The 13777-nt window shown below is 70.7% G+C and carries 15 protein-coding genes and 1 tRNA gene; 2 read left to right on the forward strand and 14 right to left on the reverse strand.

Annotated features, from left to right (window positions below):
• Positions 1–69 precede the first annotated feature (69 nt).
• From B7K26_RS09745 to B7K26_RS09765, 5 genes are all read right to left on the reverse strand, one after another.
• Positions 70–831: an ABC transporter permease gene (locus B7K26_RS09745; protein WP_084079000.1), complete on the reverse strand. Its 762-nt coding sequence runs from the start codon at positions 829–831 to the stop codon at positions 70–72.
• On the reverse strand, positions 828–1616 hold the full coding sequence (locus B7K26_RS09750; RefSeq protein ID WP_084079001.1) for an ABC transporter ATP-binding protein: 789 nt from the start codon (positions 1614–1616) through the stop codon (positions 828–830). The genes B7K26_RS09745 and B7K26_RS09750 overlap by 4 nt, the downstream gene beginning before the upstream one ends.
• The gene (locus B7K26_RS09755; RefSeq protein ID WP_084079002.1) at positions 1606–1986 is read right to left on the reverse strand and encodes a DUF1048 domain-containing protein; all 381 of its coding nucleotides are present in this window, start codon (positions 1984–1986) and stop codon (positions 1606–1608) included. Before B7K26_RS09755 ends, B7K26_RS09750 begins: the two co-directional genes overlap by 11 nt.
• Positions 1983–2318: a PadR family transcriptional regulator gene (locus B7K26_RS09760; protein WP_084079003.1), complete on the reverse strand. Its 336-nt coding sequence runs from the start codon at positions 2316–2318 to the stop codon at positions 1983–1985. Before B7K26_RS09760 ends, B7K26_RS09755 begins: the two co-directional genes overlap by 4 nt.
• A 105-nt stretch (positions 2319–2423) precedes the next feature.
• A complete protein-coding gene (locus tag B7K26_RS09765; RefSeq protein ID WP_084079004.1) occupies positions 2424–2963 on the reverse strand; it encodes a YaeQ family protein in 540 nt (179 codons plus the stop codon).
• A gap of 37 nt (positions 2964–3000) precedes the next feature.
• Between B7K26_RS09765 and B7K26_RS09770 the strand changes: the two genes are divergently transcribed.
• Complete coding sequence (locus B7K26_RS09770; protein ID WP_084079005.1) at positions 3001–3450, forward strand: YdeI/OmpD-associated family protein; 450 nt, start codon at positions 3001–3003, stop codon at positions 3448–3450.
• A 4-nt stretch (positions 3451–3454) separates the two neighbouring features.
• Here the strand turns inward: B7K26_RS09770 and B7K26_RS09775 are convergent, their stop codons facing one another.
• The 5 genes from B7K26_RS09775 to B7K26_RS09795 form a co-directional block, all read right to left on the reverse strand.
• Positions 3455–4897, reverse strand: coding sequence for an MDR family MFS transporter (locus B7K26_RS09775; protein WP_234998778.1), 1443 nt, complete (start codon positions 4895–4897; stop codon positions 3455–3457).
• A 48-nt stretch (positions 4898–4945) separates the two neighbouring features.
• Positions 4946–5019 (reverse strand) — tRNA-Leu (locus B7K26_RS09780).
• A 147-nt stretch (positions 5020–5166) separates the two neighbouring features.
• On the reverse strand, positions 5167–6123 hold the full coding sequence (locus B7K26_RS09785) for a Ppx/GppA phosphatase family protein (RefSeq protein ID WP_084079007.1): 957 nt from the start codon (positions 6121–6123) through the stop codon (positions 5167–5169).
• Positions 6120–6641, reverse strand: coding sequence for a DUF501 domain-containing protein (locus tag B7K26_RS09790; protein ID WP_084079008.1), 522 nt, complete (start codon positions 6639–6641; stop codon positions 6120–6122). The genes B7K26_RS09785 and B7K26_RS09790 overlap by 4 nt, the downstream gene beginning before the upstream one ends.
• A 10-nt stretch (positions 6642–6651) precedes the next feature.
• On the reverse strand, positions 6652–7077 hold the full coding sequence (locus B7K26_RS09795) for a septum formation initiator family protein (protein WP_084079009.1): 426 nt from the start codon (positions 7075–7077) through the stop codon (positions 6652–6654).
• A 43-nt stretch (positions 7078–7120) separates the two neighbouring features.
• On the opposite strand from B7K26_RS09795, the gene B7K26_RS09800 reads away from it, so the two are divergent.
• The gene (locus B7K26_RS09800; protein ID WP_084079010.1) at positions 7121–7411 is read left to right on the forward strand and encodes a hypothetical protein; all 291 of its coding nucleotides are present in this window, start codon (positions 7121–7123) and stop codon (positions 7409–7411) included.
• Between the two features lie 202 nt (positions 7412–7613).
• Here the strand turns inward: B7K26_RS09800 and eno are convergent, their stop codons facing one another.
• From eno to mfd, 4 genes are all read right to left on the reverse strand, one after another.
• Complete coding sequence (gene eno, locus B7K26_RS09805) at positions 7614–8897, reverse strand: phosphopyruvate hydratase (RefSeq protein WP_084079011.1); 1284 nt, start codon at positions 8895–8897, stop codon at positions 7614–7616.
• An 83-nt stretch (positions 8898–8980) separates the two neighbouring features.
• On the reverse strand, positions 8981–9619 hold the full coding sequence (locus B7K26_RS09810; protein ID WP_234998779.1) for a MazG family protein: 639 nt from the start codon (positions 9617–9619) through the stop codon (positions 8981–8983).
• Complete coding sequence (locus B7K26_RS09815) at positions 9612–10235, reverse strand: hypothetical protein (RefSeq protein ID WP_084079012.1); 624 nt, start codon at positions 10233–10235, stop codon at positions 9612–9614. Before B7K26_RS09815 ends, B7K26_RS09810 begins: the two co-directional genes overlap by 8 nt.
• Before the next feature lie 5 nt (positions 10236–10240).
• Positions 10241–13762 carry a transcription-repair coupling factor gene (gene mfd, locus B7K26_RS09820; protein WP_084079013.1) on the reverse strand — a complete coding sequence of 1174 codons (3522 nt, stop codon included), beginning with the start codon at positions 13760–13762 and terminating at the stop codon, positions 10241–10243.
• Positions 13763–13777: the final 15 nt, after the last annotated feature.

A 13777-nucleotide genomic window follows, 5' to 3' on the forward strand; every position in this document is an offset into this window, starting at 1 on the left:
ACGAACGGGACCCGGGCGTCGGCATCGGCCGTGAGGGGGATTCTCTGAGGGCGGACAGGCGTTCCCCCGTCACGACCTCGCGCCGCGGCGCCGATGCACCGCCATGGCGGCCGCGTACGCGATCACGGCGATGCCGACGCACCAGGCCAGCGCCGCCCACAGGCCCGATCCCGGCGCCTGGCCCGCCATGAGGTCGCGGAGCGCGTCGACGATCACGGTCACCGGCTGGTGTTCGGCGAAGACGCGCACGGGTCCCGGCATGGTGGCCGTGGGCACGAAAGCCGAGCTGACGAAGGGCAGGAGAATCAGTGGGTAGGCGAACGCGCTCGCCCCGTCGACGGTGCTCGCCGTGAGTCCGGGGATCACCGCGAGCCACGTGAGGGCGAGGGTGAGCAGGCCCAAGATCCCCGCGACGGCGAGCCAGTCGAGGACGCCTGCGGGCGACCTGAAGCCCATCACCCACGCGACGCCGACGACGATCGCGAGGGACACGGCCGTCGCGACGAGCGTCGTCAGCACATGCGCCCACAGCGGTCCCGACCTCGCGATGGGCAGGCTCTGGAAGCGTTCGAAGATCCCGCCCTTGAGGTCCATGAACAGTCGGTAGGCCGTGTAGGAGACGCTCGAGGCGATCGTGATGACCAGGATGCCCGGCAGGAGGTACGTCACGTAGGAGTCCGTCCCGACCTCGATCGCGCCGCCCAGGACGTACACGAAGAGCAGCAGGAACGCGACGGGCATCATGACCGTCGTGATGATCGTGTCGGGGCTGCGGACGATGTGCCTCAGGCTGCGGCCCGTAAGCGTGGCGGTGTCGGCGATGGCGGTCATCGCTCCTCCCCTGTGGTGTGCGGGCCGGCGGTGCCGGCGCCGGTGACGGCGAGGAAGATGTCCTCGAGGCTGGGCCGGCGCTCCACGTACTCGATCGTGGCCGGGGGCACCAGCGCCATCACGTCGGCGAGCGTGCCGTCGACGATGATGCGCCCCTCGTGCAAGATCGCCACCTGGTGGGCCAACTGTTCCGCCTCCTCCAGGTATTGGGTGGTGAGCAGCACGGTGGTGCCGGCCGCAGCGAGCGCGCGCACGGTGTCCCACACCTCTAGCCGGGCATGCGGGTCGAGGCCGGTCGTCGGCTCGTCCAACACCACGACGGAGGGTTCGCCGATGAGGCTCATGGCGATGTCGAGCCGTCGCCGCATGCCTCCCGAGTAGGTACCGGCGCGGCGGTCGGCCGCCTCGGTCAGGCCGAAGCGCTCGAGGAGCCGAGCCGCTACGTCGCGAGGCGCCTCGACGTGACGCAGCCTGGCCACGAGGGCCAGGTTCTCGCGTCCCGTGAGGATCTCGTCGACCGCGGCGAACTGGCCGGTGAGGCTGATCCGCTCTCGCACCCGGCCCGGCTCGCTCGCGACGTCGATGTCGTCGATGACGGCGACCCCGGCATCGGCCCGCAGCAGGGTCGCGAGGATCCTCACGAGCGTGGTCTTGCCCGCGCCGTTGGCCCCCAAGAGGGCGGTGATGGAGCCGCGCGCGACGGTCAGGTCCACCCCGCGCAGCACCTCGAGCTCGCCGTACGACTTGGCCAGCGATGCGACGCGGATGGCGGTGTCAGTCGCCATCGTCGTGCTCCTGAGCGAGAGCCGCGGCGTCGACCGCCTCGGTGAGCCTGGCGCGTTCCTTCGCGACCCATCGGCCGTCCTCGTAGCCCCGCAGGAAGTCCTCGACGAACTCGACGGGCTCGTCACCCACGATGCCGCGGACGGCGGTGCCATCGGCCGCGGCCTGCTCGAAGAGCACGATGAGGTCCTCGTACATCTGCACGAGGACGTCGCCCTTGGTGATCGCGCCCGCGTAGTTGAGGTAGCGCTCGACGGCTTCAACGGTGCGCGCGTAGGGCGCGGGAAGTGCCGCCTTGCGCGCCTTGCACTCGCGGTACTTCTTCTTGTCCTCGAGCGATCCGGTGACGGTTTCAATCCAGTTCCTGGTCATGACTTCTCGCCTTCCGTGTGGAGCTGGGAGAGTCGGTCCGAGAGGAAGCTCCATGTCCTCCAGAACTCGTCGAGGTACTGCTGCCCCTCGGGGGTGATCGCGTAGACCTTGCGCGGCGGGCCCTTCTCCGACGGCACTTTGTCGACGGCGACGAACGCCTTCTTCTCGAGGCGCAGGAGGAGCGCGTACACCGTGCCCTCGGCGATGTCGGTGAAACCCTGGTCCCGCAGCCGCGCCGTGATGTCGTAGCCGTACGCGGGGCTGACCGCGAGGAGCGCGAGCACGATGCCCTCGAGAGTCCCCTTGAGCATCTCCGTCATCTGCTTGCCCACCGCACGCCTCCAACTACTCAGTGTTGCTGACTACCACTAGATAGTAACACTGAATAGTGGGCACGCAAGGGGCAGGGGCTCGTACCGTGACGCCTGGCGGAAGCGCTACCCGAGCGGGTGGTCTGCCACCTGGGTCTCGAGCGCGTCGCCGTTGATCTCGACGTAGAGGTGGCGCTCGGTGACGGTGACCGTGAGGCGGTTGCGCCGCTCCAGGCGCTGCGCCACCTCGTCCACGAAGGCGCCGTCGAGGGAGTGCAGCACGATGTCCTCGCGGCGATGGATGCGCTTGCCGTCCCATCGTGCGAGCACCTTGGCGGGGTCGCGGTGCGTGTAGACGGTGGTCTCCTCGGCGAGGCGGCTGCCGTAGTGAAGGCGGTCGGCCTCGGGCGCACCTACCTCGATCCAGGCCATGACGGCGCCGGTGAGGTCGCGGACGATGACGGCGGGCTCGTCGGTGGTGGCGATCCCCTCGCCGAACGCGATGCCTTCGCGGTACTCGAGGCAGTAGGCGAGGATGCGCGTCACGAGGAACGCTGCCGTCTCCGAGGGGTGGCGCGCCACGCGCAGCTCGAGGTCCTCGTAGACGCCGCGGTCCATATCCGCCACGGCGACGTCGAAGGTGTGGAGGGTCGCGCCGGCTGCCATGGGGCAAGGCTACGGGCGCGGCGCTAGCGTGAGGACCATGGAGTTCACGGCAGTGGTGGAGCCCCACGAGAAGATGCGCGGCCTCGAGGTGCCCGATGCGGTGGTCGCCGCGCTCGGTGGCGGCGCCAGGCCCCGGGTGCTCGTGACCGTGGCCGGCCACTCGTGGTCGACGGCCATCGCGCGCATGCAGGGGCGCAGCCTCATCGGGGTGGCGAAGGCCCACCGCGAGGCGGCGGGGATGGTGGTGGGCTCCACGGTCACCGTCTCCGTCGCGCTCGACGCGACGGCCGGTTTCGTGGACGTCCCAGGCGACGTGGCGGCGGCGCTCGACGCCGCCGGGGTGCGCGCGGCCTTCGACGCCCGCACCGTGAGCCAACGCCGCCAGCATGTGCGGCTCATCGACCAGGCGAAGCGGCCCGAGACTCGAGCCAGGCGCATCGGCGCGCTGATCGAGGAGCTTGGGGGCTCGTCCCGCTCCCCGAGGTAGCCGGTTACGCGGCCGCCTGCGCCTCGCGGCGCTCGCGCGCGGCGTGACGGTCAGCGGGCATCAGCGCGGCGAGGACGGCAAGCACCACCGCCGCGACCGTGACGAACACGAACACCAGGTGCAGAGCACCCATCAGGCCCTCCCCCTCGGGGGTGCCGTCGGCGCCGAGCTCCACGCGGGAGTTGACGATGGCGCCACAGGCAGCGACGCCGAGCGCGGAGCCCAGCGACCGCGCGAAGACGTTGACGCCCGTCACGGCCCCGCGCGTGGTATGCGCGACGGACGACTGCGCGGCGACCAGCGTCGGGACCGCGGTGAGGCCCATGCCGATGCCGACCACAAAGGTGGCCCCTGCCGTCGCGATGAGCGGGGTGGCCTCCCCCAGTGCGAGCGTCGCCGCGGTACCCGCGACGACGAGCACGGATCCGATAATGGCCGTCACCCGAAACCCGAGGCGCAGGTACAGGCGCCCCGAGTTCGACGCCGACAGCGGCCAGCCGAGCGTCATGGCGGCCAGGGCGAAGCCGGCGATGAGCGGCCCGTAGCCGAGCACTCCCTGCGCGTAGATGGGCACGTACGTCGTCAGCCCCAGCACCACCATGCCGACCACCAGCGAGATCGCGGTCGAGACCCCGACGACGCGGCGGCGCAGGAGCCGCAGGTCGACGATGGGGTGCGCCGCGCGCAGGGCGTGCGCCACGAACACGGCGGCCAGCACGGCTCCCACCCCGAGCACCGCGATCGACGCGGGCGAGTCCCATGCCCAGGTGGAGCCACCCTCGAGCAGCCCGACGAGCAGCAGCACACTTCCGCCCGTGAGGAGCAGCGACCCGCGCACGTCGATGGCGTCACGCCCGCCCTCGAGCGGGGACTCCTGGTAGCGGCGCACGATCATCCAGGCAGCGATGGCGCACAGCGGGATGTTGACGAGGAAGATCCAGCGCCACGACAGGAACTCGGAGAAGGCTCCGCCGAGCGTGGGCCCCAGTACCGAGGAGATGGCCCACACCGAGGCGATGTAGCCCTGTGCCTTGGCCCGCTCCTCAAGCGTGTAGATGTCGGCGGCGATGGTCTGCGAGACCGGCATGACGGTGCCCGCGCCGAGCCCCTGGATGACCCGGCCGGCGATGAGCGCGCCCATCGACCACGCGGCGCCACAGACGATCGAGCCCACGAAGAACAGCGCGACGCCGGCGAGGATCAGGCGCTTGCGGCCGAAGATGTCCGAGAGCCTGCCCGCGAGCGGCGTCGAGACGGCCTGCGCCAGCAGGTACGCCGAGAAGAGCCAGGGCACCTGCTCGAAGGATCCGAGATCGCTCGCGATCGTCGACGACGCGGTGGCGATGATGGTCGCATCGAGCGCCACGAGCGCCGTGGCAAGCATGAGGGACAGGAGGATCGGTCCGCGCTCCGAACGCAGCCCGACCGATGCGGAGGTCGGCGGCACGTGAGGAGTCAACCACGCGCATCGGCCCATCTATTCCGGCCGATGCGGTGCCCCCGGCGGGACTCGAACCCGCACTTAGCCGATTTTAAGTCGGCTGCCTCTGCCAATTGGGCTACGGGGGCGTGCCCGTTGATTCTGCCGCACCCCTCGCTGTGAACCAATCTCGCGCGCGCCACGCCGGCGGCGCACCCGCGCCACGCTCAGCGGGCGGCGTGTCGCGGCGGGAAGTGGTTCAAAGTGAGGAGAGCCAGGCCGTCCAGCTCGGGCGGTTAGGCGCGGGCGGCCGCCGAGAACGCGATGCCGTCGAGGATGTCGTGCTCGCTCGTGACGACCTCGGTCAGCTCTCCCCCGGCCGCCGCGACCTCGTCGCGCACGCGCGCCACGACCTCGCGCCACACCAGCGCGCCGGCGCCGATCACGTCGACGCGGCCGGGGTGCATGAACGGCAATGCCTCGCGCTCGGCGCGGGTGGCGGACAGCAGCGCGTCGCAAGCCTCGATGACGGCGTCGACGGGAAGGCGTGCGCCGTTGATCTTGTCGCGGTCGTACTCGGGTAGCCCGAGCGCCTGGGCGGTCACCGTGGTGATGGTGCCTGCGAGGCCCACCAGGGTGCGGGTCTGGGCAAGCGGCACGTGCGTGATCGCCACGTCGAGCGCCGCCTGCACGTCGGCGACGGCGCCAGAGATCTGCTCGGGAGTGGCGGGATCGGCCGTCAGGTGACGTTCGGTCATGCGCACGCAGCCCACGTCCATCGAGTGCGCGGCCGCGGGGGCGTTCTCCCCCAGGACCACCTCGGTGGAGCCGCCGCCGAGGTCCACGACAAGGTAGGGCGGGGTCAGCGCGGGGTCCACCACGGACACGGCGCCGCGGAAGGACAGCGCGGCCTCCTCGTGGCCGCTGATGACCTCGGGCTCGACGCCCAGGCGCTCGTGCACGCCAGCGATGAACTCGTCGCGGTTGGACGCGTCGCGGGTCGCGGACGTCGCCACGAAGCGGATGGCCTCGACCTGGTGCTCGCGGCACAGCGCGGCGTACTCGGCTGTCGCCTCGAGCGTGCGCTCGAGCGCCTCCGGGGCGAACTGGCCGGCGCGGTCCACGCCCTGGCCCAGGCGCACCACCTTCATGAGACGCACCACGTCGGTCAGCGACTGGCCGTCGGCGGCCACGTCGGCGATCAGCAGGCGGATGGAGTTGGTGCCACAGTCGATGGCGGCGACGCGGGTCATGCGTTCTCCTCTTCGTCCTCGATGGCGCAGGTACAGCGGGCGGGGGTCCACGACGCGGCGATCATCTCGAGCGCCTCGTCACCCAAGGGGTTCACCCCAGGGCCGGCGGCGAGCGCGTGGCCCACCAGGACGTGCAGGCACTTCACGCGATCGGGCATGCCGCCGGCGGAGATGCCGTGGATCTCCTGCACGTCTTCCATGGCGTAGCGCTCGGCAAGGTAGCGCTCGTGCGCGGCCCGGTAGGCCTCGGCGAGCTTCTCGTCCTCGCCCAGCCGCTCCGTCATCTCCTTCATCACGCCGTTGGCCTCGAGCGTCGACACGGCGGAGGTGGCGCCGGGGTGCGTGAGGTAGTACTGCGTGGGGAACGGGGTGCCGTCCGGGAGCCGCGGCGCGGTGTGGACCACGGTGGGTCGGCCGCACGCGCAGCGGGCGGCGATCGCGACCACCCCACGGGGTTCGCGGCCCAGCTGGGCGCGCAGCGCGGCGATGTCGGCGGGGCTGACGGTCGTGTCGTTCATCCGCCCCAGTCTAGTTGGCCGCGCGCGCCGACTCTGGCGAGCCGCTGGCGGTCGCCTCCGCGCCCTCCCCGGCCTCCCTGACGGAGTCCCACAGGGTGTCGTACCAGGTCTCGCCCGGGGCGTCGGCTGCCTCCTCGCCCTCCTCGGCGGCGGACTCGTCGCCGGTCACCGTCTCGGGGTCGAGCACGCGGTAGGCGGTCTCGCCGGGATAGACGTAGCGGAGTCGCTCGCGGGCCTGCGCCTCGATGTACGCGTCGTCGTCCCAGCGCGCCACCTCGGCCGTGAGGTCGTCGAGCTCGGTGTTCGCCACGGCAGCGTCCGCGCGCAGCCCGTCCAGCATCGTCTGCTGGTCCAGGTACGCGCGCACCGACGGCCACACCACGGCGAACGCGAGCCCCAGCAGCGCGACGATGATGCCGGTGCGCCACGTCAGCATTCCGGCCCACGATCCGCCGGGGCGGCCGGCGAGGATGCGCGGGGTGGTGCTGGCGGCCGATGCCGTCGCGGGCCTGGTCCTGGCGGTGCGGCCGGGGCCGGCACCGGTCCTCGTGGACGAGGTGCGCGACGTCGTGGGCTTGGCGGCGGCGCGCGGAACGCTTCCCGTGCGAGGTGCCTGGGACCGCGACGCGCTGCGGGACGCGCCCGTGCTCGAGGCGCGCGACGACGGCCGGGTGCCCGAGGGCGTGCCAGGTCGTCGAGGGGAGCTCACCGCTCCATTCTCACCGACGCGCGCCGGGCCCGACGACACCCGCGCGCCGCGAGTCGTGTGATTGCGGCCCCGCGCGGTCATTTCGGGGATTGCCAGCGCGGGCGGCCGACATCGGCAGTCGAGGCGGGCGTCTCGCAGATTGCCAGCGTGGGCGGCAGCCAGGCAACCACAGCATCGGCCGCCTAGAAACGCGCGAAGGCCGCGGACCCCTCGATAGGGATCCGCGGCCTTGGCGGTGAGGCGAAGCCTCGAGCGGCTGAGCCTTACGCCGCGTAGCGACGCGGGAAGGCGGACTTGCCGGCGTACTTCGCGGCGTCGTCCAGCTCCTCCTCGATGCGCAGCAGCTGGTTGTACTTGGCGATGCGCTCGCCGCGGGCGGGAGCACCGGTCTTGATCTGGCCGGTGTTGAGCGCGACGACCAGGTCGGCGATGGTGACGTCCTCGGTCTCACCCGAGCGGTGCGAGACCATCGAGGTGAAGCCGTTGGCGGTGGCGAGCGACACGGCGTCGATCGTCTCGGTCAGGGTGCCGATCTGGTTGAGCTTGACGAGCAGCGCGTTGGCCGACTTCTCGTCGATGCCCTTCTGGAGGCGGACCGGGTTGGTGACGAACAGGTCGTCGCCGACGATCTGGGTCTTGTCGCCGATGGTGGCGACGAGGTGCGACCAGTCGCTCCACTCGTCCTCGGACAGCGGGTCCTCGATGGAGACGAGCGGGTAGTCGTTGACCAGCTGCTCGTAGTAGGCGGACATCTCCTCGCCCGTCTTCGCGGCGCCCTCGAACTGGTAGGCACCGTCCTTGAAGAACTCGGTGGCGGCGACGTCGAGCGCGAGCGCCACGTCCTCGCCGGGCTTGAGGCCGGCCTTCTCGATGGCGACCAGGATGAGGTCGAGGGCCGCACGGTTCGACTCGAGGTTGGGGGCGAAGCCGCCCTCGTCGCCCAGGCCGGTGGCAAGGCCGCGCTCCTTGAGCACGGACTTGAGGGCGTGGTAGACCTCGGCGCCGTAGCGGTACGCCTCACGGAAGGTCGGGGCGCCGACGGGAGCGATCATGAACTCCTGGATGTCGACGTTCGAGTCGGCGTGCGAGCCGCCGTTGAGGATGTTCATCATCGGCACGGGCAGCAGGTGCGCGTTCGGGCCGCCGATGTACTTGAAGAGGGCGAGGTCGGCGCTGTCAGCGGCGGCCTTGGCGACGGCGAGGGACACGCCGAGGATCGCGTTCGCGCCCAGCTTGCCCTTGTTGTCGGTGCCGTCGAGGTCGAGCATGATCTTGTCGATGATGCGCTGCTCGGTGGCGTCAAGGCCCACGATCTCGGGGGCGATCTCGTCGATGACCGCGTCCACGGCCTGCTCGACGCCCTTGCCCAGGTAACGGCCCTTGTCGCCATCGCGGCGCTCGACCGCCTCGAAGGCACCGGTGGAGGCACCCGACGGGACGGCTGCACGCGCGAACGTGCCGTCCTCCAGGGCGACCTCGACCTCGACGGTGGGGTTGCCGCGCGAGTCGAGAATCTCGCGTGCTCCGACGGCCTCAATGCTGGCCATGATGCTCCTTCGGTTGTGTGGATTTCCTTGGATCTCTTGCGAGTCTAACGACGTGTGTCCTGGCACGCGCCGCGACGAACGTCCTACCCGGGTAAACCTTGAGTGTCGCGCTCCGCGTCGCGTGCGGCGGCCTCGTATGACCTGGTGGCGTCGCGCAGCGCGCCCTCGGCGTCGATGCCCTCGGCCTCGGCGCGCGCGACGAGGGCAAGCAACTGCTGGCCGATGCCGACGCCGGCCTCGTCGCGGACCTCGAGGCCACTCTTGGCGGCGCGGGAGATGACCTTCTGCGCGCGGGCCAGGGCGGGCTGCGCCACGGGGATGCCGTCCATGACGGACTCGCGTCCCTTCGTGGCCTTCTTGATCTCTTCCCACCGGCCGAGCGTCTCCTCGGCGGTGATGGCCTCGCCGCCGTCGGCGAAGACGTGCGGGTGGCGCTCGATGAGCTTGTCGGCGACGCCTCGGGCCACCTCGTCGATCCCGAAGGGGTCGTCCGGGTGGTCCTGCGCGACGCGCGCGTGGAAGATCACCTGCAGCAGGACGTCTCCGATCTCCTCGCGAAGGTCCTCGCGGGATCCGGTCTCGACGGCCTCCGCCAACTCGTAGGCCTCCTCAAGCGCATGCTTGATGAGACTCTCGTGGGTCTGCTCGGCATCCCACGCACAACCGCCAGGAGAACGCAGGCGGTCCATCACCTCGACCAGTCGGACGAGGTCGTCACTCACTGGCGAGCCACTCCGAGTCGCTCGCGGTGAAGAAGTCCGCGACGTTGAACTCCATGAACCAGCCGGGCTGGCCGGCGTTCGCGAGGCTCACCGCGGTCTCGGAGGCCTCCGAGATCGAGGACAGCAGCTGGTCCACATTGAACTCGCCCTCGCGGGGCGACACGGTGGTCGTCTCGGCGACCTCCTCGGCGATCGACCGCAGCAGCGAGTCGTCCTCCGGGATCATCGTGTAGGCGGCGAGGAGGTACGTGGCCTCGAGGCCGTCGATCATCGCCTCGCTGGGCTCGCCGGCGATCGACTCGTACTCCTTGACGCTGATCGCCTCCTGCTCCATCGAGTAGCGGGAGTACTGCAGCTGAAGCTCGTCGATGTGCTCGAGCATCGGCTCGCGCAGCAGCTCCAGGGTGACGACCTGATCGCGCGGGATCGGCTTGTGAGCCTCCTCGGCCCACGCGTCGTACAGCTCGGTCACCCGGGCGGAGGTCAGCGTGGTCTGCTCGGAGGCCGCGGCGACGCCGGGCGACCCTTCCTGGCCGGGCACTGCGCAGCCTGCGAGCAGGAGCGCCGATCCCAGCACGGCCGCGCCCAGGGCGCGTCGACGACGGGGCTCAGTCATGACCCTCATCCTAACGGCGTGACCGCGGTGGCCTTGACGACCTCCCGCACCCAGTCGAGCACGGGAAGACCCTCGACCGGCTTGCCGCCGATGCGCTGGGTCAGCGGTGCCGGGACGAGGATCTGGCGCACGGCCGGCTTGATCAGCGTGCCTGGGTAGAGGCGGTTCACGCGCAGAGCCGCGGAGTCGGGAAGTTCGACGGGGCTGAAGCGCACATACTTGCCCTGGGCCACCACATCGGTGATCCCCGTGGAGCGCAGTTCGCAGCGCAGGCGGGCCACCGCGAGGAGGTTCTCGACGGGCTCGGGAAGGTTGCCGTAGCGGTCCTGAAGCTCCTCGGCGACGGCGTCGAGCGCCTCGCCATCGGCGGCATCGGCCATCTTGCGGTACGCCTCGAGGCGCAGGCGTTCGTGCTCGATGTACGCCTCGGGGATGTGGGCGTCGATCGGAAGGTCCACCGTCATGGCCGGCCGCTCGTCGCCGCCCTCGCCCCGGAAGTCGGCCACGGCCTCACCCACCATGCGGATGTACAGGTCGAAGCCCACGCCCTCGATGTGCCCCGACTGTTCGCCGCCCAGCAGGTTGCCCGCGCCGCGGATCTCCAGGTCCTTCATGGCCACGGCCATTCCCGCACCGAGGTCCGTGTTGGCGGCGATGGTCTGCAGCCTGTCGTGCGCCGTCTCGGTGAGCGTGCGGTCCGCCGGGTACAGGAAGTAGGCGTAGGCACGCTCGCGGCCACGGCCCACGCGGCCGCGCAGCTGGTGCAGCTGGGACAGGCCGAACGTGTTGGCCTTCTCCACGATCAGGGTGTTCGCGTTCGAGATGTCGAGGCCCGTCTCGACGATAGTGGTGCACACCAGGACGTCGTAGCGCTTTTCGTAGTAGTCGACGATGACCTGCTCGAGCTGCTTCTCGCTCATCTGCCCGTGGGCGACGGCGATGCGCGCCTCGGGAACCAACTCGCTGAGGCGTCGCGCGGCCGAGGTGATGGTCTTCACCGAGTTGTGAATGTAGAAGACCTGGCCGTCACGCATGAGCTCGCGGCGGATCGCCGCGGCCACCTGCGGGTTCTCGTGCGGACCCACGTAGGTGAGGATCGGGTGGCGCTCCTCCGGCGGGGTGGCGAGGGTCGACATCTCGCGGATGCCCGTGACCGCCATCTCAAGGGTGCGCGGGATCGGGGTCGCCGACATGGCGAGCACGTCGACGTCCGTGCGCATCGCCTTCAGCGTCTCCTTGTGCTCCACGCCGAAGCGCTGCTCCTCGTCCACGATCACGAGGCCCAGCTGCTTGAAGCGCACCGAGCCGGTGATGAGGCGGTGGGTGCCGATGACGACGTCGATCGAGCCGTCGTTCAGCCCCTCGATGACCTCCTTCGCCTCCTTGTCCGTCTGGAAGCGCGACAGCGCGGCGACCTTGACCGGGAACTGGGCGAAGCGCTCGGTGAACGTGTCGACGTGCTGCTTGACCAGCAGGGTGGTGGGGCACAGCACAGCCACCTGGGTGCCGTCCTGGACCGCCTTGAAGGCGGCGCGCACGGCCACCTCGGTCTTGCCGAAGCCCACGTCGCCGCAGATGAGGCGGTCCATGGGCACGGACCGCTCCATGTCCGCCTTGACGTCATCAATGGTCGTGAGCTGGTCGGGGGTCTCGACGAACGGAAACGACTCCTCGAGCTCGCGCTGCCACGGGGTGTCGGGCGAGAACTCGCGGCCCGTGGTCGCCATGCGTGCGCTGTAGAGCCGGATCAGCTCGGCGGCGATCTCCTTGACGGCCTTGCGTGCCTTGGTCTTGGTCTTGGCCCAGTCCGAGCCGCCCATCTTGTTGACGCTTGGGGCCTCGCCGCCCACGTACTTGGTGACCTGGTCGAGCTGGTCGCTCGGTACCGACAGGCGGTCGGCGGGGCCGCCGCGCTTCGAGGGGGCGTACTCGATGACCAGGTACTCGCGCTCGATGCCGCGCACGTTGCGCTTGGTGAGTTCCACGAAGCGGCCGACGCCGTGGGCCTCGTGCACCACGAAGTCGCCGGCACGCAACTGCAGGGGATCGACGGCGTTGCGGCGCCGGCTGGGCACCTTGACCTTGGGGCCGGCGGCCACGGCGGCGCGGCCCGTGAGGTCCGACTCGTGCATGACGAGCACGCGATCCTCGGCGCTCGCAAAGCCCACTCCCGTGATCTGCGGGATGACGGAGAGGATGCCCTCGACCCGCTCGTAGGTGGGCTGCACGCGCGCGGGCACGCCCTCCTCGGTGAGTTGTTCCGCGAGGCGGTGGGCGCTTCCCGTCGACGCGGCGGTCACCAGGACCGTCCAGCCCTCGGCGATCCGCGAGCGCAGCAGGCCGATGGCCTCGCGCAGGCGACCACGGTGGTCCTCGAGGTCGGTGATCCCGGTGACCACTGCATCGGCCGCGCCGAAGGGGCCGAGGCTCACCCAGTGCACGCCGCGGTCGTCGGCCGCCTCGCGCAACTGGTCGAGGCTGAGGAAGGAGCCCTCGGTGGGCTCGAGCGGGCTGTCGGCGCCGGCGGCGGCGCTCACCCACGCGGCGGCGAGGAACTCGTCGGCGGTGCGGGTGAGGTCCTCGGCGCGGCGGGCCAGGCGCTCGGGCTCGATGAGCAGCATGCGCGTGCCGCGCGGCAGGATCGCCGGCACCGAGGTGAGGCGGGTGACCAGCAGCGGGATGAGGGACTCCATGCCCTCCACGGCGTGGCCGTCCGCGATCTTGGTGAGCATCTCGGAGGCGGCAGGGATGTCGTCCACCAGCTGGGCGGCACGGGCGCGCACGTCGTCGGTCAACAGCAGCTCGCGGCACGGCGGCGCCCATAGGCGCTCCACGTCCGACAGCGAGCGCTGGTCGGCCACGGAGAAGGACCGGATCGAGTCGACCTCGTCGCCGAAGAACTCGATGCGGACGGGGTGGGGGTCGGTGGGAGCGAACACGTCGACGATCCCGCCGCGCACGGCGTACTCGCCGCGCTTTTCCACCATGTCGACGCGCGTGTACGCGGCGGCGGCGAGCGACTCGGCGAGCTCGGTGAGGTCGCGCTCCTCGCCCACCTTGAGGTGCACGGGCTCGAGGTCGGGAAGGCCCGCGACGATGGGCTGCAGCAGCGCACGGATGGGCGCCACGACCACCTCGACGGGCGGGATTCCCGCCTCGGTCTCCACCAGGTCGGGGTGGACAATGCGGCGCAGTGTCGCAAGGCGGCGCGCCACGGTGTCGGAGCGGGGGCTGAGGCGCTCGTGCGGCAGCGTCTCCCAGGCGGGAAGGACGGCGATGCGCGCGGGGTCCCGGTAGCCGCCGAGGGTCGCGGCGAAGGTGTCGGCGTCGCCGCCCGTGGCGGTCACCACGAGGAGGGGGCCGTCGAGCTCGGCATTCGCGACGAGCGCGGGCGCCGCGGCGGAGGCGGCGGTGAGGTGAGCACCGTCCGCGAGCTCACGCGTGGCGAGGGAGTCGAGGAGGGGCTTGAGCGGCTGGTTCACGAGTCTCCAGGCATGCCAATGGACCGGGATCTCCGGCACAGCCATCCTAAGGACCCCCAC

Origin of the sequence: Demequina sp. NBRC 110057 (genome assembly GCF_002090175.1) — a bacterium.
In the GTDB taxonomy this organism is placed as follows: Bacteria; Actinomycetota; Actinomycetes; order Actinomycetales; family Demequinaceae; genus Demequina.